Here is a 25,347-nt window from a genome sequence, read left to right on the forward strand (position 1 = left end):
CATTTTTGCTAGCATTAGCGCGATTAAAATCCTATCCGCTGGTCAAAGTATTATTCCTGTCTATTTTCCCCAGGTTTTTCATGGAATTTGCACGCTGATGAACGCATTCCGGCAAAAAGAATAGAATTCAACCCTGTTTCAACAAAAAATGCCCGGAAGACGCATCTTTGAACCAATGATTACGAACGCCGCTCATGGCCACAGATAAAGAATTATCCAATTTCCTGGAAGGTGTGGAACGCCGCGCCTTCAAACACGCAGCCTACACAGTGCGTAATGACGAGTCTGCACTGGATATTGTCCAGGAAGCAATGATCAAGCTGTCCGAAAAGTATGGCGACAAACCGGCGGCAGAGCTGCCGATGCTGTTCCAGCGCATCCTGCAAAACACCATTCTTGATTTTTTCAGGCGCGAAAAAGTCCGTAATACCTGGGTCAGCCTGTTTTCCAATATGGCGCCGGCCAGCCAGGAAGACGATAATTTTGATTTATTGGAAAGTTATTCAGCCGAGGAAGGCACGCAAGCCTCGGAATCCAGCGCCGACAAGATAGAAAGAGAACAAGTCCTCACTATCATCGACCAGGAAATACAAAAACTGCCGGCACGTCAACGGGAAGCCTTCCTCATGCGTTACTGGGAGGACATGGATGTGGCCGAAACGGCCGCCGCGATGGGCTGCTCTGAAGGGAGCGTAAAAACGCATTGCTCACGCGCAACACACGCTCTTGCAGCATCGCTCAAGGCTAAAGGGATACGCTTATGAACTACTCAAAAGAAACTATGGATATTGATTTCGCCTATAAAGTGCGCCACGCACTGAACCAGTCTGCGGAAAAGATACCGGCTCAGACCCTTGATCGCCTTGCCAATGCCCGAAAGATTGCAATGTCGCGCAAAAAGGCGGACACGCCTAGTGCTGCCCTCGCCATCCGTGGCGTACTGGCCGGTAATGCGGGTTTTTCCTTCCAGGGCCCCGGTTCATGGATGGGCAAGCTCGGCGTAGTGCTGCCTTTGCTGGTGCTGATAGTCGGCCTGTTCGGCATCTACCACTATGAAGAACAACGCCGCATCAGGGACCTGGCCGATATCGATGCCGCCGTCCTCGTGGACGAATTGCCTCCCGACGCTTACCTGGATACCGGCTTTACCGCCTATTTGAACAATGCGGGGGAGTAGGCGTGCGCTTTCCCGTTTTATCGGTAACCGGATTGGCCAATTTGGCTGACACCTATAAATTTGCAGCGTGCTTCTTTGCCGCAACGCTCTGCCTGCCGCTGGCCTACGCCGCCGGCAGCGGTGGTGCGCATGCCGCCTCCGCATCCAAACCAGTGGCAACTGCTGCCAGCAGCGGCCCCTCATGGGCAGAGTTGTCGGCGACGCAGAAAACCGTGCTGGCTCCATTGGCAGCCGACTGGCCGAAGATGGAAGAAATCCAGAAAAGAAAATGGATGGAAATCGCCAACAAGTATGTTGCGCTGAAGCCGGACGAGCAGGCCCGCGTAGTGGAACGCATGCGTGCCTGGGTCAAGCTGACGCCGGAACAGCGCATGGCGGCGCGTGAAAACTTTGCCCGCACGACGCAGGTAAAGCCTGAACAGAAGTCGGCGCAATGGCAGCAATACCAGCAGCTCAGCGATGAGCAGAAGAAACAACTGGCGGAACAGGCAAGCAAAAAGAAATCGGTGACCAACCTGCCGCCTGAGACGCAAAGAAAAGCCCAGCCACTGGCGCCGATCAAGGCCATACCGCCCACGCGCTTCGTCAACCCGGTACCGGCTTCGCACGCTGCTGCGGCATCGGCGTCTTTGCCTGCGCCTGCAACGCTGCCTCCGGCTCCCGTCCCTACTCCCGCCGCGGCGTCCCAACCTGTCTTAAAGTAAGCACGTGTCAACATCCACAATAAAAGCCCCGCGGCTGAAACGCCGCCTGGTTTGCATGGTCTACGAGGCGGTATTGGTATTTGGCGTTGCGGTTGTCGCTGCCTGCATCTTTTATGGCGTGATGGCCCTGTTTGGCATCAAATTCGTCGCCTATGCCCAGACAAATAGCCCTACACTGGTACACCACGCGCTGCAGGTATGGACTATCTTTATTCTTGGCCTGTATTTTGTCTATTGCTGGCGGAAGAGCGGACAAACACTGGCAATGAAGACCTGGCGTATCCGGGCGGTAGATCTGGATGGCAGCCGCGTGCCGGTCGTCAAGGCAATCGTGCGTTACTGCCTGGCATGGATGTGGTTTCTGCCGGCGATCATCCTTGTGTATCGCTTTGGGCTTAAAAGCTGGGGCCAAATGGGCATGCTGTTCGGCGCCAACATCGTGCTATGGGCCATGACCGCCTCTTTGGATAAAGACGGCCAGTTCCTGCACGACAAACTGGCAAAAACACGCCTGATGCATGTAGAGCTTGATCCTAACGTCGACCACAAATACATCCGGTAAATACTACATAAAAAATTGCAGTAATAAACACCAATTAGCCGAACTTGCTGCCAATAAGCTACCGATACCAACAAAAATAGGCTTCCCCCGAGGCTGCTACCCCGTACACAGCCATGTTGTATTGCCTTACGGTTTTTGTGTCTGGCTTGTTCAATGTTATTCTATTGAAAAATCATAGAGAAATAGCATGCAACACAAAGCTCCTCGCCGTACCAGAGAACGTATTCTGGAATTGTCACTCAGGTTATTCAATGAATTCGGCGAACCGAATATCACGACGACCGTGATCGCCGAAGAGATGAATATTTCCCCGGGCAACTTGTATTACCATTTTCGCAACAAAGACGATATCGTCAATTCCATCTTTGCCCAGTTTGAAGAAGAGATCAATAAAAAGCTGGCCTTCCCGCATGGCCGCAAGGCCAATATCCAGGATATCTGGACCTATCTGCACCTGACCTTTGAACTGGTCTGGCGCTATCGCTTCTTTTACCGTGACCAGAACGACCTGCTGTCCAGGAACCGTAAGCTGGAACTGAACTTCAAGCAGATCCTGACGCACAAGATCACGGTTGCCACTGAGCTGTGCACCGGCCTGCGCGCCGACGGCGCCTTTGAAGCCACCGACATGGATATCGACGCGCTGGCCACCAATATGGTCATCGTCGCCACCTATTGGCTGTCGTATGAATATGTACGCAATCCGCGCAAATATACCGAGCAGCAGGCCATGTCCGATTCGCTGACCCGCGGCTGCTATCAGGTGATTGTGCTGATCAGCCCCTACCTGCGCGGTGAAACGAAAGAAGTATTCGAAAAGCTGTCGCAGGAATACCTGCGCAAGATGAACGTCAAAGAAACCGGCCCCACCCCATGAAATCCATTTGCGTCTATTGCGGCTCCTCCGCAGGCTCTTCCGCCGTGTACACCGAAGGGGCGCAAGCCCTAGCCAAACAATTCGTCGACCACGATATCGCGCTGGTCTACGGCGGCGGCAAGGTGGGCCTGATGGGAGTGATCGCCGACGAAGTGTTGCGTCTGGGCGGCAAAGCCACGGGCGTGATCCCCAAGGCGCTGATGGACAAGGAAGTCGGCCACACCGGCCTGACAAAACTGCATGTCGTCAAGGACATGCATGAACGCAAGGCCATGATGGCTGACCTGTCCGACGGTTTTATCGCCATGCCAGGCGGGGTCGGCACGCTGGAAGAACTGTTTGAGGTATTCACCTGGGCCCAGCTGGGTTTCCACACCAAGCCGATAGGCCTGCTGAACGTCGCGGGCTTTTACGACAGCCTGGTGGCTTTCCTCAACCACACGGTGCAGTCCAAATTCCTGAAGGCCGAGCATCTGGCGATGTTGTTCAACGAAGCCGATCCGGCGAAGCTGGTGCAGGATTTCAGGCAATATCAGCCGGTGCTGGTGGATAAATGGCTTAAAAAGCAAGACCTGTAAATAACAAAACCACACCCAGCGCCCGATAGCCGGCCCGATAGCCGCTATTCCGCAGTTACCCCGATTAGCGAGTCATAACAGGGTAAAATGCTGGCATCCAGAGTTTTCAACCGTTTCTATAGCGACATCATGATATTTTCCAAGCAATTTGCGCGTTACGAGTCCGAAGCGACCCAGTTCATCCAGGGCCTGAAAAAAGCCAATCCGGAACTGGAGCAAAGCCAGCGCGACGGCCGCGCACTGTTGTGGGACAAGGCCCCTGTTGACCTGGATACCCAGAAGCGCGCCAAAGAATCCCGCATCAACCAACAAGCTTACGTGTACCAGAACAAAGGTTAAACGTGAGTGTTGCATCCAGCATGCCGGCAACGGAACTGCCTCTGGTAGGCTCCACTGACAGCACGCCCGACGTCGTTGACGGCCTTGCCTTTGCCAAACTGTACGGCGAGCCTCTGTTCAAGCTGCCGAACGACCTGTATATCCCCCCCGATGCACTGGAGATTTTCCTGGAGGCCTTTGAAGGCCCCCTGGATCTTTTGCTGTACCTGATCCGCAAGCAGAATTTCAATATTCTCGATATTCCAATGGCGCAGGTCACCCTGCAATACCTGGAATATGTGGAGCAGATACGCAAGCACAACCTAGAGCTGGCGGCAGAATACCTGCTGATGGCAGCGATGCTGATCGAGATCAAATCGCGCATGCTGCTGCCGGTCAACAAGCACGACTCCACTGAAGAAGCCGAAGATCCACGCGCCGAGCTGGTGCGGCGGCTGCTGGAGTACGAGCAGATGAAGCTGGCCGCCTACGACCTGAACGCAGTGCCGCAACTGGGCCGGGATTTCCTGCATGCCCAGGTCTTCATTGAAACCAATACCGTGCTGCACTGGCCGCATGTGGACGTGGTGGACCTGCAGGCCGCCTGGGCCGATGTGCTCAAGCGCGCCACGCTCGTTGCCCACCACAAGATCAGCCGCGAGGAACTGTCGGTGCGCGAGCACATGACCGGCATTCTGCGGCGCCTGCAATCGGCCAAGTTCGTCGAGTTTTCCGAACTGTTCGATCCGTCCAGGGGCGCACCCGTCCTCGTGGTCAATTTTGTCGCGCTGCTGGAACTGGCGAAGGAAACACTGATAGAAATCACCCAGGCCGAAGCATTCGCACCTATCTATGTGCGCCTGTCATATTCACCGGCGTAACGCTTTATTCGGGCATGCCGCCGGCACGCCCCATCCCTGACAAGAATTCCCTATTTTGAAAACAGAGACATGAAAATAATCTCCTCCATAGAAGAACTGCGCGACCAGTTGCGCGGCCAGTTGCGTACTGCCTTCGTTCCCACCATGGGCAACCTGCATGAAGGCCACCTGTCGCTGATGCGGCTGGCAAAAAAACATGGCGACCCGGTGGTCGCATCGATCTTTGTCAATCGCCTGCAGTTCGGCCCTAACGAAGACTTCGACAAATATCCGCGCACCTTCCAGGCCGACGTGGAAAAGCTGGAAAAAGAAGGCGTGTATGTGCTGTTTGCCCCTACTGAAAAAGACCTGTATCCGGAACCGCAGGAATACCGCGTGCGCCCGCCGGATGACCTGGGCAATATCCTGGAAGGTGAATTCCGTCCCGGCTTTTTTACCGGTGTGACAACCGTGGTCCTCAAACTGTTTTCCTGTGTACAGCCCAAGGTGGCCGTATTCGGCAAGAAGGATTACCAGCAATTGATGATCATCCGCAATATGTCCAAGCAGTTTGCACTGCCAACTGAAATCATCGCTGCCGAAACCTGGCGCGCCGAAGACGGCCTGGCACTGTCTTCCCGCAACGGCTATCTGAACGAAGCCGAGCGCGCTGAAGCCCCCGCGCTGTACCAGACCCTGAACGAAGTAGCACAGGAAATCCGCGACGGCCACCTGGACATCTTCGAGCTGGAAAAGAAGGCCATGGCAAAACTGGCCGCGCGCCAGTGGAACCCGGACTACATTGCCGTGCGCAAGCAGGCAGATCTGCAACCGCCTTCCGCCGGCGACCTGGCGCAAAAGGCGCCGCTGGTCGTGGTGGCCGCCGCCAAGCTCGGCAAAACCCGCCTGATCGACAACCTGGAAGTGTGATGGCGAGCAGTACGTTGCGGTGGCTCTCAGCCCCTGCTTTGCTTGCAGCCTGGCTGGCCGCTTGTCTGCCGGCGTCACGGGCAATAGCTGCCATCAGCGTGCAAGACGATGCGCAACGTTCGGTAAGCCTGGATAAACCGGCGCAGCGCATCATCAGCCTGGCGCCGCACACGACCGAGATCCTGTTCGCCGCCGGCGCCGGGGCGCAGCTGGTCGGTGTCAGCGAATACAGCGACTTTCCCGAGCAGGCGAAAAAAATTGCCTCCGTGGGCAACGTATTTGCACTGGATATAGAACGCGTGCTGGCGTTGAAGCCCGACCTGGTGGTCGTGTGGGGCACCGGCAACGGCGCTGCCCTCGCCGACAAGCTGCGCGGCCTGCACCTGAATGTATACCAGAGTGATCCGCATGACTACGAAGGCATCGCCTCTTCCATAGAACGCATGGCTGCACTGGCCGGCACATCGGCCACCGGCAACAAGGCCGCCGGCGCCTTCCGCCACCGGCTGGAAGCCTTGCGAAACACCTACCGGCAACCAGCAGGCGTCAAGCCCGTTACCGTGTTTTACCAGATCTGGCGCAGCCCGCTGATGACGCTGAACGACACCCACATGGTGTCGTCGGCGATCAGGCTATGCGGCGGCGAGAATATTTTCGGCAAACTGCGGGAAGTCAGCCCTACCGTCAATGTAGAAGCAGTATTGAAAGCCAACCCCGAAGCGATCATGACGACGGACGGCGAGAAGCAGGAATCACTGGCCGACTGGCTGCGCTTCGACAAGCTGGCAGCCGTGGAACACTCCAATCTGTATGTCGTAAAAGGCGACTGGATCAATCGTTCCGGGCCGCGGATACTGGATGGCACGGAAGCAGTATGCAAATTCCTCGATACGGCGCGCAAGAGGCGCCGCTAGCTTCCGGCAAACAGCAAATCAACCCTCGCCCTAATGCCACTCCCTAGGGTCGACGCGGTAATATTCACTGAGTTCGGCAAACAGCTCAGGATGCAGCTCTGCCATCGGCCAGGATTTTTCAAAAAAGGTTTCGGTCGCCACGGCAAAAAATTCTGCCGGATTCGTCGCGCCGTAATAGTCCAGCACGCTTTCCAGTTGATACGCTGCGGCCTGCTGTAGCTTCTGGTACTCGCGCATCATCACGGCAGACCAGCGCTGATACCTGGCTTTGCTCATCAGCAGCGGTGCGCCGTTGGTAGAGCCTGTCTCGCTGTCAAGCTGGTGTGCAAATTCATGCAGCACAACATTGTGTCCGTCGATAGCATCTTCGCCTTTTTGCTGTACATGGTCCCACGCCAGGATCACCCTGCCGTCGCTCCAGGATTCACCGGACAAGGTCTGGTTCGCATGCGTGACGATACCGCCCACACCAAGCTCGGTGCGCGGCGCGATGAAGGCGGAAGGATACACAAGAACCAGTTTCAGATCGGGAAAAACGCGCGCGGGCCGGTTGAGCAGCAGCATGCATGCCTTGCCGGCAATCGTCATGCGCACTTCGTCATTCATGCGGAAGCCGTCGCAGCCTATGAATTTTTTCTCGTGCAGAAACTGCTTGATCAGCCGTTTCAGCTGCAATTGCAGATGGGCCGGCATCCTTGCATAAGCAGGGATATTCCTGCGCAAGATACGTGAATAATTGCCGGGAAAAGGTGCACGGATCGCGCGCTGCAAGCGGTAGCGCGGCAGCCAGAAAACCAGCCCCATCACGGTCAGTGAAAATATCAACAGATACAGCAACGGCATTACGCTCCCCCCTGCTACCAATGGATCGATTCCAGCCCTCTCATTGAAAGCTAGTCCATAGATGGGACAAGTACAAGGAAAAGCAATGGCCGTGAAGTACAGTTTTTTCTCGAAAGAAAAAAACTGTACCTGTGGAGTTGCCGATTTGCTGCGATAATGTAAAACAAATAACAGCAGATGCCGTTTGCACTATTCAGGCCCGCACGTCCTCTTCCTTCTTTTTTTCTGATTGTCCACAATGCGCAAAGGCATATTGTTCGCGTCCACGTCTTATATTCTATGGGGCTTGTTTCCGCTGTATTTCAGGGCTTTACACGAATTTGCGCCAATAGAAATATTACTGCACCGGATGCTGTGGTCGCTGCTGTTTTTGTCCATCGTACTGCTGCTGCGCAGGCAATGGTCGTGGCTGCGCGATGTGATACGCCAGCCAAAGCTGGTGGCCGGCTTTGCGGTCAGCGCGCTGCTGCTGTCGGGCAACTGGTTCATTTATATCTGGTCCATCAACAACGGTCATGTCATCGACGCCAGCCTCGGTTATTTCATGACACCGCTGGTCAACGTGCTGCTCGGCTTCCTGCTGCTGCATGAAAGACTGCGGCCCGGCCAGTGGCTGTCCGTTGCCATGGCTGCCTGCGGGGTACTGTGGCTGGCAGTGCAGGCAGGCCATGTGCCGTGGATAGGCCTGGCGCTGGCGTTGACTTTCGGCAGCTACGGCCTGCTGCGCAAGACCGCCAAACTGGGAGCCCTGGAAGGGTTGTCGCTGGAGACCCTGCTGCTGTTTCCGCTGGCGGCAGCCTATCTGTCCATTTTGTCGAACCAGGGGCAAAGCCATTTTGGCGATGCGGCAACGACATCGCAGATCATGCTGCTTGCCGCAGGGCCGATCACGGCGATCCCGCTGCTGATGTTTGCCGCCGGCGCCAGACTGATTCCGATGGCAACGCTGGGCCTGCTGCAATACATCTCCCCTTCGCTGCAGCTGATACTGGGCGTGTGGCTGTTCAAGGAAAGCTTCGACGGCGAAAGGCTCATCGGCTTCGTCGCCATCTGGGCGGCGCTGGCGGTATATTCGGTCGAAGGCCTGCGCAACAATTACCTGTCCAGGCAGCAAGTAGGCAATACGGAAAAAGCGTAAATATTTTTAACTATTTTGTACGCATACTTTGTATGCGCGCAACGGCATACCCGGTATTACAGCGCCAATAACAAGGCCGCTGCCGTTTCATGGTAAAGTACGGCTCTCGCTAGGGGTCCTGGGAACTGCTGTTTCCGGGTGAGAAATACCCTCCGAACCTGATCTGGATAATGCCAGCGCAGGGAAGCGCAAAGCTCCTCCCCTTTCTTTGTCTGCTCTCCCGCGCCGGTTCCAGCACAACCGCATACCGGAACGCATAGAGCCACCATGTCTGACAAATTAACATCGATCCACCTTCCCTCCGCCATTGCGCTGGCCGTTGCCCAACTGCTCGCAACGCCCGCCTTTGCCCAGAGCGCACTGCCTGAAGTCGTTATCAGCGCAGCCAAGCAGGACAGCAACAAGGCAGACCGCGCCAGCGTAGGCGGCTTTTCCGACGCGCCGCTACTGGAGACGCCGGCCTCCATCACCGTATTCACGCAAAGCCTGATGCAGGACCTGCAGGTGCGGCAGACGACCGATGCAGTGAAATTCGATGCCAGCGTCAACGATTCCTATAATGCCGTCGGCTATGCCGAGCAATTTTCGATACGCGGCTTTGCGCTGGACAATACCAGCAGCTACCGCAAGGACGGGCTGGCCATTCCCGGCGACGCTTCGATCCCGCTGGAAAACAAGGAACGCATAGAAATATTGAAAGGCCTGGCCGGCTTCCAGGCCGGTTTTGCCACGCCGGGCGGCATCATCAACTATGTGACCAAGCGGCCCACCGACACGCCACTGCGTACGGTCACGCTGGGCGCCAGCGAACGCGGCACGCTGTACGGCGCGGTGGACCTGGGCGGCCTCTTCAGCGACCCGCATTTCGGCTACCGCATCAATGCCGCCGACGAAAGGCTACGCTCCTATATCAAGGGTGCAGACGGCCAGCGGCAATTTTTCTCCTTCGCTTTCGACTGGCGGATTTCGCCGCAGGCGCTGCTGCAACTGGACATGGACTACCAGCACAAATCGCAGCTGACGGCGCCCGGCTTCCAACTGGTCAACGGCACCGACCTGCCGAGGAATATCAACCCCGATACCATGCTGAACAACCAGCCCTGGGCGCGGCCGGTGGATACGCGCGATACCGACTTCGGCCTGCGTTTTGAATACAAGTTCAACGAAGACTGGAAGGCCACGCTATCGGCCAACAAGCATGAATTCCGCCGCAACGATTTCACCGCCTTCCCCTACGGCTGCTCATCTGCCGGCCTGTTCCCCGGCTATTGCGCCAACGGCGATTACGATGTGTACGATTACCAAAGCACCGGCGAATCCAAATCCCCACTGGCAACGCAGGCGCTGCTGCAGGGTAATCTGAAGACCGGCAACATCCAGCATGCGCTGACGCTGGGCTTTTCCAGCTTCCGCCGGCGCGACTGGTTCGGTGATTGCGTCTATGGCAAAGTGGATTGCGCAGGCTCGAAACCGAACGGCACCAGCAATATCTATGTTCCCGTCGTCGTGCCGCCGTCCACCATCGTTACCGGCCCTGTCACCTTGCGCCGCAGCGAGGACGAATGGTCGGTATTTGCGCAGGATATCCTGAGCCTGACGGACCAGCTAAAACTGCATCTCGGCGCGCGCCATGTGCACATCAAACGCGACCAGTTCATCGACGATGAAACGCCGAACGCCAAATACGAGCGCAGCTACCTGCTGCCGAATATCGCGCTGGTATTCAGCCCGCAGAACAACTGGTCCGTCTATGGATCATTCACCGAAGGCCTGGAGCATGGCGGCATTGCGCCGCTGGGCACCAACAACGTCAATGCGCTGCTAAACCCCAGCAAGTCCAGGCAATATGAATTCGGCGTGAAAGCCGACCTGCTGCGCGACTTCAGCGTCAGCGCCGCCGTGTTCCAGATCAAGCAGTCGCTGGAATATACAAACGCCGACAATGACTATGTTGCCAACGGCAAGGAAAAGCACACCGGCATAGAACTGTCTGCACAAGGCCGCCTGAGCAATGAACTGACACTGGGGGCAAGCATCGCCGGCCTGCGCACGCGCCAGAGCGACACCGGCGACATCACGCTGGACGGCAAGCGCGTCACCAACGTGCCCTCCATAAAAGCCAGCGTCTATGCAGATTACGCCGTGCGGCAGGTGCAGGGCCTGAAGCTGAATGCGGAAGTGCTGTATTCAGGCGACAAGGCTTTCAGCCCCGATAACAGCGTCACCGTGCCCGGCTATTCGGTCATGAATCTTGGCGCGCGCTATGCAACGCATATCGCCGGCACCGCGACGACCCTGCGCTTCAATGTGGATAATGTGTTTGATAAATTCTACTGGCGCGATGTGACACAATCCCTGGGCGGCTACCTGTTCCCGGGCGCTCCGCGCCTCTACAAGGTATCGGCGCAGTTCGATTTCTAGGAAACGTCCAGCGCCGCCAGCGCGGCCTGGACCTGGGACATGCGATGCGGCATGTCCCCGTCCACCAGCAGGTAGGGAATGGCGCGTTGCTGCAATTCCCGCAGCAGTTCTTCATGCACCCTCTGCCGCATCTCTTCCGACTCCCTTTGCAAACCGTCCGGCGTCCAAGGCAGGTCCGGCGCCGTCACGATCGTAAAATCATAAGTGCGCGCCCGCGTCATCGCCTTCAGCGGCGCGTCTGCCTGCACAAAATAGAAATGGCTATAGATCGCCGTCATCAGCGGCGTGGTGTCGCAAAAAAGGAAACCGCGGGCCAGCGGCGCGGCAGCGTCTTCACGCGCTACCTGGGTGCTGGCAATGTGGAACTGGTCGCCTTCTACAGGTACGCGCTTGTGCGTTTCCACAAACTCGCGCAGGTATTCAGGCACCCATAGAGTCTGATAACGGGCAGCCAGCGCTTCGGCCAATGAAGACTTGCCGGAAGATTCTGCTCCCAGGATGGCAATCCGCCGGGGTCCCGGCGTCATCAGCTGAGCCGGCATCTAGCTGGCCGCAGCTACGGGAGCGGCCGAGCTGTTCCAGGCGCGCAAACCCAGCGCCGCCATGATCACGAACAGCGCATACAGGATGGCCGTCAGCGTCAGGTGCTTGTACATGTACAAGCTGACGTACAGGATGTCCACCAGTATCCATACATGCCAGTTTTCCAGCTTCTTGCGCGACAGCAGCAACTGCCCCAGCAGGCTGCCCGCCGTCAGGAAACCGTCCATATAGGGCACATCGGTATCGGTATACGACTTCAGGAATAGCGACAGCACGCCGAAGCCGACCAGCCACATCAGCCCCGACTTCAACCAGCCGGCCGCAGACAAGCGCGTTACCTGCAAGGCGCCATGCGCTTGGCCGCCGCGCAGCCACTGGTACCAGCCCCACACGGAAACCGCGATGAACACCAGCTGCAAGCCGGCATCGCCATACAGGCGGGATTCCACAAACACCAGCGCATATAGTGCCGACGACAGGATGGAAAACAGCCAGGCCCAGTGTGTTTGCCGTATGTTCAGCGCCACGGTGATGACGGACAGCACAAAGGAAATCAGCTCCAGCGGAGTTGTCGTAAAACCGAACAGTGGGACAATATCATTCATGCAATGCCAGCCGCTTCAATAAGATGGTACGGCAGCATTATCGTTGATTAGGCGGACGCTGTCATGCAGCCGGCAGCAAATGGAACAATGAGGAAATCGTAGCCCGGATGCAGCAAGCGAAATCCGGGACGCGTTCCACAGGCCGCCGGTCTCCCGAATGAGATACGCCTGACGAATGAGATACGCCTGACATATGCCTCGACCCAGCCCGCCTGTTCCAGTGCCTTAAAACTTCTGCTCCAGCATTGCCCGTATCACGGTACTGGTCGGTGTCACCGTATTCTGGCGGAGCGAACCGGTGGCGTCGGCGTAAATGCTCGCGCCGACATTATCCTGATGCAGCATATTCGCCATGGAAATGCGAAGCTGGGTTTTTGCATCAAATTTCCACAGGCCGTACATGTCCAGCACACGCTTGGGCGCGGAATAGGCGCTTTGCGTCTCGGACAGGCGCACCGGGCCGCCGTCCTGGAAGCTGAGGTTGCCGCCCAGCGTCAGCGGCATCTGGCTATGCTTGTAGTCCACGCCCAGGTTGGCGCTGACCGGCGTCTGCGAATCCAGCCGGTTATTCGGGCCGGGAACCGTAGACAGCGTGGACCAGTTGAAATTGACATTGGCGCGCACGTCGATGGCCGGCGCGGCTTTGTAGATGGACCGCAGCGGCAGCTTGGCCTCCAGTTCCAGGCCGCGCGTGGTGGCCTGGCCATCGTTGACGGGCATCGTGACCCAGGCGCCGTCTATCAGCGACAACCGCTGGCGCATGATGTCGTCTATACGTCGCACAAACACGCTGGCGCTCATCAGCCCGCCCTCCGGCAGGTAGTGCTCATAGGCTGCGTCCAGGCCCCAGGCCAGCTCGGGCCGCAGATTGGGGTTGCCCTGGCTGTCCGGATTCAGCTGGCTGTTATTGTCGGAGATATAGTGGCGCGGGATCAGGCTGCTGGTGGAGGGCGCCTTGTAGGTCCTAGTCAGCGCCAGGCGCACCTGATCGTTCTTGCTGTCCGGCAGTTTCCATAGTGTCTGCATCACCGGACTCCACACGGCGGAACGGTTTTCGACGGCGCTGAACAAGCGCCCCTCGCTACGCGTATTCAGCGCCTCCCAGCGCAGGCCCAGGTACATCGACCAGCGCTGCGTAATATTCCATTCATCCTGCGCAAACAGCGCCAGGCGGGTAACGGACGCATCGAAGCTTTCATCAAGGTCGATGGGGACATTGCCGGTAAAGGTGGTGTCGTTTTGCAGGCGGTTTTCACCGCGCTTGCTGTAGGCGCCATCCCAGCCGGCCACCAGAGAATGGTCGGTAATGAAAGGTGTCGAATATTTGCCGCTTGCAGTCACGCCCTTGTCGGTCGCTTCGCTGGCAGTTTTACGGTCCAGCGCAAAAACGCCGTCGCTATCGTAACCCTGGTAGGCAAGGCTGGAATTGCGCTTGTTATAGTTGGCGCCGAACTTCATGTCCAGCTTGGCGCCCTCTTCCAGCTTGTGTATCCAATTGATATCGGTGCGGAACATGTTGAAGCGGGACTGGTACAGCGCACTGTTTTCGGCATACAGGGGCGCATCTTCTTTTGATGACAGTATTGTCTCACCGGTATTGCCGTGCGATTCGCTATGGCTGACAAAATTTTGCGAGACGAGGTTGTCGCCGTTCGGCAGCACCCAATTCAGGCGCGGCGACAGGTTGATGTTTTCGTACTGCCCGTGGTTGCCGTCTATATAGTGGCGGACGAGGTCCTGATTGCCCGAGGCATCCGTGCCGGTTTCTTCTGTTGTCGAAGGACGGTCCCAGCGGCCTCGGGAAAAGGCGCCGGCCAGCGAATAAGACAGCTTGCCGACACGGTCGGACAATTGCAGGTTGGCGCTGCCGGACCACACGCCGTGCTCATTGCCGGCTCCAAGCTTGATCTCGCGCTGCGCGGTCTGTATCGCTTTCTTCAGCACGATGTTGATCGTGCCGGCGATTGCCTGCGTGCTGTATTCCGCGCTGGCGGCGCGGATGATTTCTATGCGTTCTATCAATTCCGGCGCAATGGAGTCCAGAGAAAACCCCGGTGGGCTCGGTTCGCCGTTCAGCAGTATCTGCGTATAACCGGAGCCCAGCCCCCGCATGCGGATTTCACCGCCGCGCCCCTGCACGCCGCCTATGGTAATGCCCGGCAGACGCTTTAATACATCGCCTATCGTGCTGTCGCCGTATTTGACGATTTCTTCCTGTGTCACCACCAGCTTGGTAGCCGTATCTTCGCGGCGCTCGTCATAATTGCGCGTGCCGGTAATTTCCACTGTCCTGACTGGTTCAGTTTTTTGCGGAGTCACCGCCGGTGCAGGCGCAGTATCCGCCTGCGGAGATGCCTCTGCATATGCCTGTGAATACGCTGCACCGCTGAAAACGAGCAGCAATGCAGCAGCAACGGCGGTCATACGGAAGTCGGGGCTAATTGTCGGCATAAGTCTGCAAAACGGGCAATAAATGAGTAATAAGCGGTTTAAATAGGACAAGAATGCTGCAGTATCCTCGAAGGGCATGCCTTCGACTGTACCCAGTTTGGCAAAGTTCCATGACGCCCGTATTTCTCCATGATGCCGGACGTCGGAAAATAGCCCGTTGGAAGATGTGAAATCGGAAAGAATTTTGCCGCTGCCTGATTTACACTACTGTAAACCATTCTTCATTTATACCCGCATATCCACATAAACGGCCAGATAGACAAATGACAAACGCGCCCAAGGGCTTTACCCTGCTGGAAATGATGGTTGTCGTGGCGGTGATCGCCATTCTCGCTGCAATGGCGCTGCCGTCCTACCAGTACAAGATTGTCCGCGAGCAGATCGAGTCTGGGCTGCCGCTGGCCGATATCGCCAAGAAGCCGATCGCCGCCGCATGGGCCGCCACACAGACCTTACCGGCGGATAACACAGCGGCAGGCCTGCCTGCCTCCGACAAGATCGTCAACAACTATGTCAGCGCCGTCAGCGTGCAGGACGGCGTGATCAACATCACCTTCGGCAACCGCGCGCAAGGCGTCATCAGGAACAAAGTGTTGACGCTGCGCCCGGCCATCGTCGAGGGCGCGCCCGTGGTGCCAGTGACCTGGGTTTGCGGTAATGCAGACGCGCCGGGCAAGATGACGCTCAAGGGCAATAACCAGACCACGGTTCCGGCAGGCTACCTGCCGCTGGCGTGCAGGAAGATCGCCCAATAATGCCTTGCCCATACACCTACAGCAGATGCTTAAGATGGACGGACTTAAGGCTGATCTAAGGCTGATTAAGGCTGAGGTCGTCCCTCAAGGCCCTCCCGCACATCGGCAATCATCTTCTCGATGATTGCTGCATCGCCGATCTGCAGCATCGCCAGCAGTGCAAAACGGGCCAGCAGCAGCGGCGAGCGTTCTGCGCCAATGTCAGTCATGGCAGTGCACAGCGCCGTGTAGAGCCGGTCGATATCCTGTTCATTCATGAGTGATCTCCTTCTGCGGCCAGTGCCGGGAATGCGCGGCGGACAGCCGACAGCACCTGTGCCGGATTGAACTGCCTCCAGCGCGCCATCACATGCCCGTCCGGGCGCACCAGGTACAGCGTGCCAACGGCAGCGCCGAACAGCGGGAAAAGCCTGCCCGTATGATCCCACGCCGTGTAGCCTTCGCCGGCCGGCCTTGTTTGCGCTACCGGAATGAACCGGGCCTGGATGCCCGTGCGTACAAGCTCATTCGTCAGGGCTGTCGCTGCTGCCGGCAACGTGCCGTCGCGGTCAAAATACAGGAGCGTGATCCACGGCCCCAGCAGACGGGTGACGTAAGTCTCCTCCTGCATATCGCCGTCGACAACGCTTAGCGGCGCTTCCGGCAGCGTCGCTCCCGGTGGCGGCCCGGCATCGAAACCAGCCTCATCCGCGACATCCACATTCAGCGCAGAATCCAGGTAGCGGATGGCGCTGGTCTGGCGCGGGTTGATCAGCGGCCGGACAGCGGGATGCCGCTCCGCCAAACCCAGCACGGCAGTGCGCATCAGTTCAAACGCAAACGAAGGCGGCGCCATGAACTCGGTGCTTTTGATGCCCTGCCTCAGGTTTTCATGCGCAGCCTGTACACGCTCCTGGGAATACGTGTCCAGCAAATCATCGGCCGCCAGCCCTTTCACTGCAGAGGCCAGCTTCCAGGCCAGGTTATCGGCATCGTCTATGCCCGAATTGGCGCCGCGCACGCCAAAGATGGGCACCAGATGCGCAGCATCTCCCGCAAACAGCACGCGGCCATGCCGGTATTGATCCAGTGTCAGCGCATGCGCCTTATAGACGGTGATCCACACCGGCGACCAATCGCTGCTCTCGCCCATCATCTCCAGCAGGCTCTGCACCCGCGGGATGACGTTTTCCGGCCGTACTGCCTGCTCGGCATCTTCATCTTCTTGCAACTGGTAGTCGATACGCCAGACATTGTCCGGCTGCTTATGCACCAGCACCGTGGAACCGGGATTGGAGGGTGGATCGAAGTAGGCCAGGCGCTCTGCCGGCCTGCTGCTGTTCAGCAGGATATCGACGATCACATAGCGTCCTTCATAGCTGGTGCCTTTCAGTGCAAGCCCCAGCGCTTCCCGGACAAAGCTGCGGCCGCCGTCGGCGGCAACCAGCCAACCGGCTTCCATCACATAGTCACCATCAGGGGTAGCAACAGACAAGGTGGCGCCGTTGCCATGCTGCTGCACGCCGGTCAAGCTGTTTTGCCAGCGGATTTCTATCAGCCCGGCCTGCTTTTCCGCCGCCTCCAGCAAGAATTGCTCGATGTGATATTGGGCAAGATTGACCATGGGCGGATACTGCTGGTCCTGGTCATGTGGCATGGTGAAATGCAGCACCTCGGCATCGCGGTAAAAGCTGCGCCCCCCGGTCCACGGCAGGCCTTTTTCCAGGAAGCCGTCCACCGCGCCCAGCCGCGCGATGATCTCCAGGCTGCGGCGGGAAATACATATCGCCCGGCTGCCTGTGCAGACGCCGTCGTCAGCCTCCAGCACAATGGAACGCACGCCGTGGCGAGCCAGGCCCAGCGCAATCGCCAAGCCTACCGGACCGCCGCCGGCGATGATCACCGGGTGCCTCTCTATCTGCGCCGCCGCCTCAGCCGCGGGAACCCATGCGGCATATTTTTTGGCCTCATGCGGATATGGTTTGAAATCGTAGTTCATTGTTTCTCCTTACTGCCCGTAACGTAAACACTACTTCGCCGCTCTGCCCTTCACTGCCCGCCTGCCTGCGCTGCGCGGGGCGGCGCGGGCAAGGCCAGGATCACAGCCGCCCCGACCACTAGCAGCACGCTGGCATACAGCAACCCGGCGGAAAAACTCTGCGTTGCATCTTTCAGCCAGCCGACCACGACCGGATTTAGCGCGGAACCGATATTGCCGACCGCATTGATGGCCGCAATGCCGATTGCCCTGGCCTTGAAGCTGAGCGCGTAATCCGGCATCGTCCAGAAAATGGACATGGCGGTGTAGGAGCCCGTCGACGCCAGGCAGACGCCCAGCATTTGAACGGCCGGACTTGTTGAATAAGCGGACAGCATCCAGCCCACGGCGGCCAGCAGCATGGGCAGCACGATATGCCACTTGCGCTCCTGGCGCAGATCGGAATGCCTGCCCCATAAAATCATGCCGGCAATCGTGCATAGCTGTGGAATGGCCGCCAGCAAACCCACCTGCGCATTGCTGGTGCCGGCATTGAAGCTGCGTACGATCAGCGGCGTCCATACCGCCACCATAGCCAGCGTATTCACCAGGCACAAGTAGGCAAGGCCGAATTTCACCACCACCGGTGAGAACAGCTCGCGCAGCAGCGGCTTTTTCTCCATGCCCCCGCCCACACTGGGCCGCTCATCCGGCTTTGCAGCGGTAATCATTTTTGATAAGGTAAGCTTTTCGTCCGGCGTCAGCCAGCTCGCCTGCTGCGGCGTATCGTTCAGATAAAAATACACGACCACACCCAATATCGCGGAAGGCAGCCCTTCCAGCAGGAACAGCCATTGCCATCCCTTGATGCCGAACATGCCGTCCAACCCCAGGATATAGCCTGACACGGCGGAGCCCAGCGCCGCCGTCACCGGCATCGCAATCATGAACAGCGCGTTTGCACGGGCGCGGTAAGCCGGCGGGAACCAGTAGGTCATATACAGCAGCATGCCGGGCAGAAAGCCTGCTTCGGTCACGCCGACGATAATGCGCAACACGTACAGGCTGGCGGGGCTGCTTGCAAACATCGTTGCCGTGGAGGCGAGGCCCCAGGCAATCATGATGCTGCCTATCCATCTGGCGGCGCCGATGCGTGCCAGCGCGATATTGCTGGGAATGCCGAAGATGATATAGGCGACGTAAAACAGCGTCGTCGCCAAGCCGAACTGCGTACTGCTGAGCCCCAGGTCCTTGATCATCGTCAGGCCGGCAAAGCCGATATTGATCCTGTCCAGGAAAGAAAACACAAACAGCAGGAACAGGAACCACAGCAGGCGTGCGGATACTTTTTGCATCACGCGCCGTTCACGCCGGGGTCCCTCTTCCATTGCCGCATCGCTGGGATAATCAGGCTTGAGCGCCTTGGTCAGATTCATGTCTCGTCTCCGTCTGTATTGTTGTATCAGGCCGTGCCTTCGGTAAAAACCGGGCACTTGGCGATACCAGTATGGATCAGCGGGAAACGGGCTTTGTCCCCAATTTGGGGACATCGGCATGAAAGGAAAATGAAGGGATGGGAGGATGGGACAGGTGGAAAACGGCTTCTGCTCAGCGGGACAGGCACAGCGCAAACAGCTGGCGCTGGCTGGAGATGCCCAGCCGCCGGTAGGCGCGCTTCTGGTAGGTCTGGACGCTGGATACGCGTATGCCCATCAGTTCGGCAATTTCCTGCGCAGTGCGGCCTTCCAGCACGCCGCGCACCACATCCAGCTCCCGTTTGGAAAGATCGTCGCAGGCCTCGCGCACGCGCGCCAGCATTTGTTCGGCAATGCTCAGCTGCCCCTGGCCGCAGGTGGCGTAATGGTTGCGCGCGGCATGCGCAAAAAGCGGTGTCAGCACCTCGATCTTTTGAATTTCATCCGGGGTAAACTGGCCCTGGTCCAGATCGCGATACAGGTTGATTGCCAGCCAGACATTCTTTGCCGGTTGCGACAATAGCGACAGCCGGTCGGATACGTGCGGACGCCCGTAGCAGGCTTCGCGGTAGGCGGCATGGCCTATGTCGGCCGTACTCTGATGATGCAGAAAGACTGCAGGATCGCGCCGCTGCGTATCGGCGGACGACACGATGGTCTGGTTGCCGTCAAAGGAATAAAAGAAGCGCGAGTAGGTATCCGCAATATCCTTCAGGAACTTGCCGCCGCGATGGTCCGCCACCGACACGGTGCGTGGACGGTTGCTGTTCTCATACGCAAATATCGTGCATTGCGACACAGGCGCCAGCGCATCCAGCGTTCGTACTATCTCTGCCGCCATCGCATTGCTGTCTTCATGCGCGATGGCCGCCATGATGCCAGTCGCGCGGCTTATGTCCAGGCTGCCGCTGCGAGCCTGGTTAAGGTTCCAATAACGCATCTCTACTCCTCGGCAATTCTCTACGAGCAACAGCTTTCATTCAAAGGTGGTATTGACAATCATACGGCTTAACTACCATACCTGCATCATTGCACAAATTAGTTGCGCGCACAACCAGTTTGACCTAGACTAGTTGCACCCACAACCAATTCAGGACCATCGCCATGATCAGCTTCCCCGAACATATCCAAAAAACCATGCCCTACCAGGCCGGCAAACCCATTGCAGAACTGGCGCGCGAAACCGGCATTGAAGAATCCGCCATCATCAAGCTGGCCTCGAACGAAAATCCGCTAGGCATGAGCCCCCGCGCAAAACAGCTGGCCATGCACGCGCTGGACGATGTGTCGCGCTATCCAGATGCGCACGGTTTCAACCTGAAACTGGAATTATCAAAACGCTTCTCCGTGCCCGACCAGTGGATCACGCTCGGCAACGGTTCCAATGACATCCTGGAAATGGTCGCCAGCACCTTTCTGCAGCCGGGAACCGCCGCAGTGTTTTCGCAATACGGTTTCATCGTGTACGGGCAGGCCACCCAGAGGGTGGGCGCCGAAGCGATTGTCGTTCCGGCCAAGGACTATGGAAACGACTTGGAAGCAATCCTGGCCGCAGTAACGCCACATACGCGCGTGATCTTCCTGGCCAACCCTAACAACCCCACGGGAACCTTCCTGCCTGCGGCTGAGGTAGAACAGTTCCTGGCGGCTGTGCCAGCGCATGTCGTCGTCGTGCTGGACGAGGCCTACAATGAATACCTGCCGCAGGAGCTACGTTTCGACAGTGCCGAATGGGTAAGAAAATATCCTAACCTCGTCGTGTCGCGCACGCTGTCGAAGGCCTATGGCCTGGCGGGCCTGCGGGTAGGCTATGCCATTGCGCAGCCGCACATCACCGACTATATGAATCGCATCAGGCAGGCTTTCAATGTCAGCAATGTGGCGCAGGCAGCAGCGATAGGCGCGCTGCAGGATGAGGAGTTCCTGCAGCAAACCTATGCATCTAACAGGAAGGGGCTGGAACAGCTGATCCGCGCTGTCAGCGCGCTGGGCATAGAATATATTCCTTCCTATGCCAACTTCGTGCTGATCCGCATACCGCAGGCGAACGCGGTTTATCAGGCACTGCTGTCGCGCGGCATCATCGTGCGGCCGGTAGGCGTGTACGGCCTTGCGGAATGGCTGCGTATCTCGGTCGGCACGGAAGCCGAAAATGAGGCTTTCGCGCGTGCGCTGGAGCACGCCCTGCAAACCCTGAAGGAAAATGGCAATGGATAAGTTGAATAAATTACCCGCGCTGCCGGCGTCGGTCGCCGGCAAGCCTGCATGGTGCAGCGACAGCGAATGGCAGCTGCGCACCGAACTGGCCGCGACTTATCGCGTGTTCCATGCGCTGGGCTGGAGCGAACTGATATTCAACCACATCACCGTGCGCGTTCCCGGGCCGGAAAAGCATTTCCTGATCAACCCCTTCGGTCTGGCCTACGATGAGGTCAGGGCCTCCAACCTGGTGAAAGTGGACCTGGACGGAAACATCATCGGCAGCGATGAATTTCCTATCAACCCGGCCGGCTATGTGGTGCACAGGGCAATCCACGCGGCACTGGAAGATGCACACTGCGTGATGCACACCCACACCACTGCAGGGCTCGCAGTCGCATGCATGGAAGGCGGCGTGCAGCCCACCAATTTCTACGCCGCGCAATTGCACGATATGATTGCCTACCATGACTTTGAAGGCATTACCGTGCATGACGATGAAGGGCCGCGCCTGCTGCAGGCGCTGGGCAGCAAACGGCTGCTGGTGCTGCGCAACCACGGGCTGCTGGCGCATGGGGTATCGATCTCCCATGCCTTCTCTTTATTATGGACGCTGAACAGGGCCTGCGAGATCCAGCTGACGACCGATTCCATGCGCGGCAATGCCATCAGGATTCCACCCGATGTCTGCATGAAGTCCACCAGGGACGCCTTGCAGTTCCGCCCTGACCATGAAGCCGGCGCCGGCATACTGGCCGCGCTGATACGCAAGGCGGAACGCACAGACAACAGCTACGCAACTTAGGAGCAATAATGAAAGACCTCAAAATCACGATAGTAGGCGCGGGCGCCATCGGCGGCCTGATTGCCGTCAAGCTGGAGCAGGCCGGCATCAAGGCCTCGGTGCTGGCGCGCGGCAAGCATCTTGAAGCGATCCAGGCCACCGGGTTGAAACTGGTGGAGCAGGAGGTGGAAACGGTAACGCATCCCGTCGCCACCGCATCGGCGGAAGAACTGGGGCCACAGGACATCATCTTCCTGTGCCTGAAGGCGCCCGCGCTTTTCGAGTCGGCGTACGAACTGCAGAAACTGATCTCCAAGGATACCGTCATCGTGCCGGCGATGAATGGCATTCCATGGTGGTTCATGGCCGGCCTCAAAGGCGAATACGACAACACCTGGCTGCGCACGGCAGACCCTTCGCATAACCTGGCGGACTACCTGCCGCCCGCGCAGGTGGTCGGCTGCGTCATCTATTTCGGCTCATCCATCGCCGAACCGGGGACGATACGCCGCGGCCTGGGAAACCAGCTGACCGTGGGCGAGCCCGGCAGCAGCGGCACGGCGCGCCTGGAGCTGGTCGCGGGCCTGCTGTCCAAAGCCGGGTTCGACGTCAAGGTCACCAATGACATCCGCCAGGAAATATGGACCAAGCTGTGGGGCAATATGACGATGAATCCAATCAGCGCGCTGACCTCTTCCACAATGGACGTGATCCTCGATGATCCGTTGACCAACCAGCTGGTGCTGTCCATCATGGAGGAATCAAAAAGCATCGCCGCCAAATTGGGCATCATCCTGCCCGTGGATGCGCGCGAACGCATGGTAATGACCCGCAAGTTAGGCGCCTTCAAGACATCCATGCTGCAAGACCTGGAAGCCGGCCGCCAGATGGAGATAGACGCGATACTGGGTGTGGGGCATGAACTGGGCAAGGTGGTCGGCGTGGAGACGCCGTTCATCAATGCCGTGCTGGGGCTGGTGCGGCAGCGCGCGCGCAATGCGGGGCTGTATAGTTATGAATTAGATGCCTGATGTATGTTTTTAGTCCTATCTTCCGCGCGTGGGAGATAGGACATTCATCCTGTCTTGCAAGTCAAGCCTGATGGACGCCAAATGCGTAACATCGTACTCAGCGCCTTCCCCAAAAAAGAGAAAAGTAGCCTGGATGCAGCGCAGCGAAATCCGGGAGCAAACCTGAATGCTGGAACAAATCCCTGCACGTGCACAGCATACCCAATGATCGGACGCCGAAAGGCTCGCTAGCGAGCCATGCCCCGGGTTGCGCTACGCTCCACCCAGGCTACCGCTGCTGCATAGCTGCATAGGCTGGCGAACCGTCATCCCGAACCACAGAGACCAAACTATCTGACATTGCCAATCTCAATCATCCGCCGTTGCATTCAAGCGCTGCGCCTGCTGAATGATTTTCTCCAGCGCACCGGCAAACACGTTCTTCTCTTCCTCATCCAGCACCGACAGCAATTCCTCGTTGCGGCGGCTGGCAATGGCCATGCCTTTGCGGTACACGGCTGCACCTTCACCGGAAAGGGAGATGATCACGCCCCTGCCGTCCTGCTGGTTGGGCTCCTTGACCAACAGCCCCTTTTTGATCAGCGCTTCGGTGGAACGGCTGGCCTGGCTTTTGTCGAGATTGGCGCGGGCGGCAAGGTCTTTGACGGAGACCGGGCTGAAAAAGCCCACCGTCAGCAGCACGCGGCCTTCGCTCAGGCTCAGGCCGAAGCTGTCCTGGTAGGCGGCGTCGGTGCCGCGGTCGGCCAGTTTGGTCAGGATATGCAGCCTGTAGGTGAACAGGCGGTCAAGATGGTCTTTGCTCATTCCACGCATCGGCTTCGGTAGTCATTCTGACACCTAGTATAACGCGGAGCGGCACGCAAAACGCAGGTATTCAGTGCACGCCGCATGCTGCTGCGGCATGCGCTTATTTTTTTGCCGGCTTTTCGATATAGCAGTTTTCGCGCAGGAAGCGCATGGCGCCGTTGTAGGTGCTGTCCCAGTCGTCCAGCAGGTAGTTGTTGGCTTCCTCGACAAATTCTTCCCAGTCCGCCAGCAGGCTTTCCTGCTTCTCATGTGGCGCCGCTGCACGGATGAACTCGCTGGCCGTATCCGGGTGGAAGCCCTCGTCGCGCAATTTCTTTACCAGCTTCTTCGCAGCCCCTTCTGTCAGGCTGGTCTTCGGCGGCAGGTCAGCCGCCAGGCACAGGAACAGCGTCAGCAGCGCATCGATGTCGGTCTTGCCCTTGGTAACCCTGGTCCATTCCTTCGACACCAGCGCATCGTATTCCGACGTATCTTCCACTTCGTAATCGCGCAGGTAGTAGCGGTCCTTCAACTCATAGACCAGCTTGTCCAGCGAGGTTTCCATGTCCAGGATGCGCGGCAAGTCGCGCTCTTCCACTTCCTTGCGGATACGCTCGGCGATGGCCTGGAATTTTTCGGGTATCTCTTCTGCCTTGGCCTTGGCGGCCTTTTTCGGCTTGATGCCTTTGGCGCGGATGGTATCCAGCAGACCGGCAAACTCCACCTGGTTTATCAGGCTGCCGGCAGGCTTGCCGGCCAGGCGCAGCAGCATCGCCGTGCGGATCACCGATTCGGCGTCGGCATCCTGTTCGCGTAAATCCTCGCGCTCCAGTTCCAGCTGTTCGCCGAACCACAAGCCGGCTTCTATCTCCAGCATATTGGCTTTGCGCTGCGCCAGCGCTTTCTGGTAATCGATCTGGCTTTCCTTGCGCGACCAGTACTCAAGAAAATCCTCGACACGGCCTTTTTCCTCGCGGCCCAGCAACGCATATTCCGGCATTGCAAACAAGGCCTTGATCATGCCGGAACCGCCGCGCGACAACGACAAAAAGCTATTATCGCGGATCAGCTTGGCAGCCACATCCAGGTCGCCATTGGCAGTTTCAGACAGATACAGGCTGACCAGATTGACGATGCGCTTGCGCGCCGTCTCTATCTCGGGCCGCAGGTATTTGCTGCCGAAGGCTTCCGCAATCTGCACCATGCCCTTGGGGGCATCGGCTTCTATCGCCGCGATCCTGGCCTGGTCCAGCACGCCTTTTTGCACGCCCAGCCGCAAGGCCCTTTCAAAGAAAGGACGGTCTTCAAACAGGGAAACATTGAAAGTATTGTCAGACATCGCTTATCGGTCGCAATCGGTGATGGTCAGTGGTGGCAGCTTGTCATTCCAGGGAAAGCGTGCCGCCCCGGACGGGACGGCATGTGACGGAACAGAGCGG

At 58.0% G+C, this 25,347-nt stretch carries 26 protein-coding genes and 1 riboswitch; of the genes, 16 read left to right on the forward strand and 10 right to left on the reverse strand.

Going from position 1 to position 25,347, the window contains the following annotated elements; genetic code table 11:
- Positions 1-194 precede the first annotated feature (194 nt).
- The 10 genes from ACO0LO_RS21400 to ACO0LO_RS21445 all read left to right on the forward strand — a co-directional run bounded on the left by ACO0LO_RS21400 (position 195) and on the right by ACO0LO_RS21445 (position 6,920).
- On the forward strand, positions 195-764 hold the full coding sequence (locus ACO0LO_RS21400) for an RNA polymerase sigma factor (RefSeq protein WP_422967186.1): 570 nt from the start codon (positions 195-197) through the stop codon (positions 762-764).
- On the forward strand, positions 761-1,177 hold the full coding sequence (locus ACO0LO_RS21405) for a DUF3619 family protein (protein ID WP_422967188.1): 417 nt from the start codon (positions 761-763) through the stop codon (positions 1,175-1,177). The genes ACO0LO_RS21400 and ACO0LO_RS21405 overlap by 4 nt, the downstream gene beginning before the upstream one ends.
- Before the next feature lie 32 nt (positions 1,178-1,209).
- Positions 1,210-1,881, forward strand: a complete 672-nt coding sequence (locus ACO0LO_RS21410) for a DUF3106 domain-containing protein (protein WP_422967190.1) — start codon at positions 1,210-1,212, stop codon at positions 1,879-1,881.
- Between the two features lie 4 nt (positions 1,882-1,885).
- Positions 1,886-2,443 (forward strand): RDD family protein, encoded by a 558-nt coding sequence (locus ACO0LO_RS21415; protein ID WP_422967192.1) that lies wholly within the window; start codon positions 1,886-1,888, stop codon positions 2,441-2,443.
- A 187-nt stretch (positions 2,444-2,630) separates the two neighbouring features.
- Positions 2,631-3,320 (forward strand): TetR/AcrR family transcriptional regulator, encoded by a 690-nt coding sequence (locus tag ACO0LO_RS21420; protein ID WP_422967194.1) that lies wholly within the window; start codon positions 2,631-2,633, stop codon positions 3,318-3,320.
- Positions 3,317-3,898: a TIGR00730 family Rossman fold protein gene (locus ACO0LO_RS21425; RefSeq protein WP_422967196.1), complete on the forward strand. Its 582-nt coding sequence runs from the start codon at positions 3,317-3,319 to the stop codon at positions 3,896-3,898. The genes ACO0LO_RS21420 and ACO0LO_RS21425 overlap by 4 nt, the downstream gene beginning before the upstream one ends.
- Positions 3,899-3,985: 87 nt before the next feature.
- Positions 3,986-4,237 carry a DUF3460 family protein gene (locus ACO0LO_RS21430; RefSeq protein ID WP_422967198.1) on the forward strand — a complete coding sequence of 84 codons (252 nt, stop codon included), beginning with the start codon at positions 3,986-3,988 and terminating at the stop codon, positions 4,235-4,237.
- 20 nt (positions 4,238-4,257) lie between these two features.
- Positions 4,258-5,097: a segregation and condensation protein A gene (locus ACO0LO_RS21435; protein ID WP_422967486.1), complete on the forward strand. Its 840-nt coding sequence runs from the start codon at positions 4,258-4,260 to the stop codon at positions 5,095-5,097.
- 69 nt (positions 5,098-5,166) lie between these two features.
- On the forward strand, positions 5,167-6,006 hold the full coding sequence (panC, locus tag ACO0LO_RS21440) for a pantoate--beta-alanine ligase (protein ID WP_422967200.1): 840 nt from the start codon (positions 5,167-5,169) through the stop codon (positions 6,004-6,006).
- A complete protein-coding gene (locus ACO0LO_RS21445) occupies positions 6,006-6,920 on the forward strand; it encodes a cobalamin-binding protein (protein ID WP_422967202.1) in 915 nt (304 codons plus the stop codon). Before panC ends, ACO0LO_RS21445 begins: the two co-directional genes overlap by 1 nt.
- Positions 6,921-6,950: 30 nt before the next feature.
- Here the strand turns inward: ACO0LO_RS21445 and ACO0LO_RS21450 are convergent, their stop codons facing one another.
- The gene (locus ACO0LO_RS21450; protein WP_422967204.1) at positions 6,951-7,763 is read right to left on the reverse strand and encodes a zinc-dependent peptidase; all 813 of its coding nucleotides are present in this window, start codon (positions 7,761-7,763) and stop codon (positions 6,951-6,953) included.
- 238 nt (positions 7,764-8,001) lie between these two features.
- On the opposite strand from ACO0LO_RS21450, the gene rarD reads away from it, so the two are divergent.
- Both rarD and ACO0LO_RS21460 read left to right on the forward strand, forming a co-directional pair.
- Entirely contained in the window at positions 8,002-8,901 is a 900-nt protein-coding gene (rarD, locus tag ACO0LO_RS21455) for an EamA family transporter RarD (RefSeq protein WP_422967206.1), read from the forward strand.
- 101 nt (positions 8,902-9,002) lie between these two features.
- A riboswitch (TPP riboswitch) is annotated at positions 9,003-9,103 on the forward strand.
- A 65-nt stretch (positions 9,104-9,168) separates the two neighbouring features.
- The gene (locus ACO0LO_RS21460) at positions 9,169-11,322 is read left to right on the forward strand and encodes a TonB-dependent siderophore receptor (protein WP_422967208.1); all 2,154 of its coding nucleotides are present in this window, start codon (positions 9,169-9,171) and stop codon (positions 11,320-11,322) included.
- On the opposite strand, the gene ACO0LO_RS21465 is transcribed toward ACO0LO_RS21460, so the two are convergent.
- The 3 genes from ACO0LO_RS21465 to ACO0LO_RS21475 all read right to left on the reverse strand — a co-directional run bounded on the left by ACO0LO_RS21465 (position 11,319) and on the right by ACO0LO_RS21475 (position 14,921).
- Positions 11,319-11,864 (reverse strand): AAA family ATPase, encoded by a 546-nt coding sequence (locus tag ACO0LO_RS21465; protein WP_422967210.1) that lies wholly within the window; start codon positions 11,862-11,864, stop codon positions 11,319-11,321. The genes ACO0LO_RS21460 and ACO0LO_RS21465 overlap by 4 nt on opposite strands.
- A complete protein-coding gene (gene pnuC, locus ACO0LO_RS21470) occupies positions 11,865-12,470 on the reverse strand; it encodes a nicotinamide riboside transporter PnuC (RefSeq protein WP_422967212.1) in 606 nt (201 codons plus the stop codon). It abuts the gene before it with no gap.
- Between the two features lie 225 nt (positions 12,471-12,695).
- Positions 12,696-14,921, reverse strand: a complete 2,226-nt coding sequence (locus ACO0LO_RS21475; protein WP_422967213.1) for a TonB-dependent receptor plug domain-containing protein — start codon at positions 14,919-14,921, stop codon at positions 12,696-12,698.
- A 263-nt stretch (positions 14,922-15,184) separates the two neighbouring features.
- Here ACO0LO_RS21475 and ACO0LO_RS21480 point away from each other — a divergent pair, with 263 nt between their 5' ends.
- Complete coding sequence (locus ACO0LO_RS21480; RefSeq protein WP_422967215.1) at positions 15,185-15,676, forward strand: pilin; 492 nt, start codon at positions 15,185-15,187, stop codon at positions 15,674-15,676.
- A gap of 65 nt (positions 15,677-15,741) precedes the next feature.
- On the opposite strand, the gene ACO0LO_RS21485 is transcribed toward ACO0LO_RS21480, so the two are convergent.
- From ACO0LO_RS21485 to ACO0LO_RS21500, 4 genes are all read right to left on the reverse strand, one after another.
- The gene (locus tag ACO0LO_RS21485; protein ID WP_422967217.1) at positions 15,742-15,933 is read right to left on the reverse strand and encodes a DUF2783 domain-containing protein; all 192 of its coding nucleotides are present in this window, start codon (positions 15,931-15,933) and stop codon (positions 15,742-15,744) included.
- Complete coding sequence (locus tag ACO0LO_RS21490) at positions 15,930-17,654, reverse strand: FAD-dependent oxidoreductase (RefSeq protein WP_422967219.1); 1,725 nt, start codon at positions 17,652-17,654, stop codon at positions 15,930-15,932. Before ACO0LO_RS21490 ends, ACO0LO_RS21485 begins: the two co-directional genes overlap by 4 nt.
- A gap of 50 nt (positions 17,655-17,704) precedes the next feature.
- Entirely contained in the window at positions 17,705-19,021 is a 1,317-nt protein-coding gene (locus ACO0LO_RS21495; protein ID WP_422967489.1) for an MFS transporter, read from the reverse strand.
- A gap of 220 nt (positions 19,022-19,241) precedes the next feature.
- On the reverse strand, positions 19,242-20,048 hold the full coding sequence (locus ACO0LO_RS21500; RefSeq protein WP_422967221.1) for a helix-turn-helix transcriptional regulator: 807 nt from the start codon (positions 20,046-20,048) through the stop codon (positions 19,242-19,244).
- A gap of 164 nt (positions 20,049-20,212) precedes the next feature.
- Here ACO0LO_RS21500 and hisC point away from each other — a divergent pair, with 164 nt between their 5' ends.
- The 3 genes from hisC to ACO0LO_RS21515 are packed head-to-tail and all read left to right on the forward strand — an operon-like array spanning position 20,213 to position 23,122.
- Entirely contained in the window at positions 20,213-21,325 is a 1,113-nt protein-coding gene (gene hisC, locus ACO0LO_RS21505; protein ID WP_422967223.1) for a histidinol-phosphate transaminase, read from the forward strand.
- Entirely contained in the window at positions 21,318-22,112 is a 795-nt protein-coding gene (locus ACO0LO_RS21510) for a class II aldolase/adducin family protein (protein ID WP_422967225.1), read from the forward strand. Before hisC ends, ACO0LO_RS21510 begins: the two co-directional genes overlap by 8 nt.
- 8 nt (positions 22,113-22,120) lie before the next feature.
- Positions 22,121-23,122, forward strand: coding sequence for a 2-dehydropantoate 2-reductase (locus ACO0LO_RS21515; protein ID WP_422967227.1), 1,002 nt, complete (start codon positions 22,121-22,123; stop codon positions 23,120-23,122).
- A gap of 348 nt (positions 23,123-23,470) precedes the next feature.
- Here ACO0LO_RS21515 and ACO0LO_RS21520 read toward each other — a convergent pair whose 3' ends face one another.
- Together ACO0LO_RS21520 and ACO0LO_RS21525 are read right to left on the reverse strand one after the other, a co-directional pair.
- Positions 23,471-23,926 (reverse strand): MarR family winged helix-turn-helix transcriptional regulator, encoded by a 456-nt coding sequence (locus tag ACO0LO_RS21520; protein WP_422967229.1) that lies wholly within the window; start codon positions 23,924-23,926, stop codon positions 23,471-23,473.
- A gap of 103 nt (positions 23,927-24,029) precedes the next feature.
- Positions 24,030-25,247, reverse strand: a complete 1,218-nt coding sequence (locus ACO0LO_RS21525; RefSeq protein ID WP_422967231.1) for a hypothetical protein — start codon at positions 25,245-25,247, stop codon at positions 24,030-24,032.
- Positions 25,248-25,347 lie beyond the last annotated feature (100 nt).

Source organism: Undibacterium sp. TJN25 (assembly GCF_049339885.1).
Classification (GTDB): Bacteria; Pseudomonadota; Gammaproteobacteria; order Burkholderiales; family Burkholderiaceae_D; genus Undibacterium.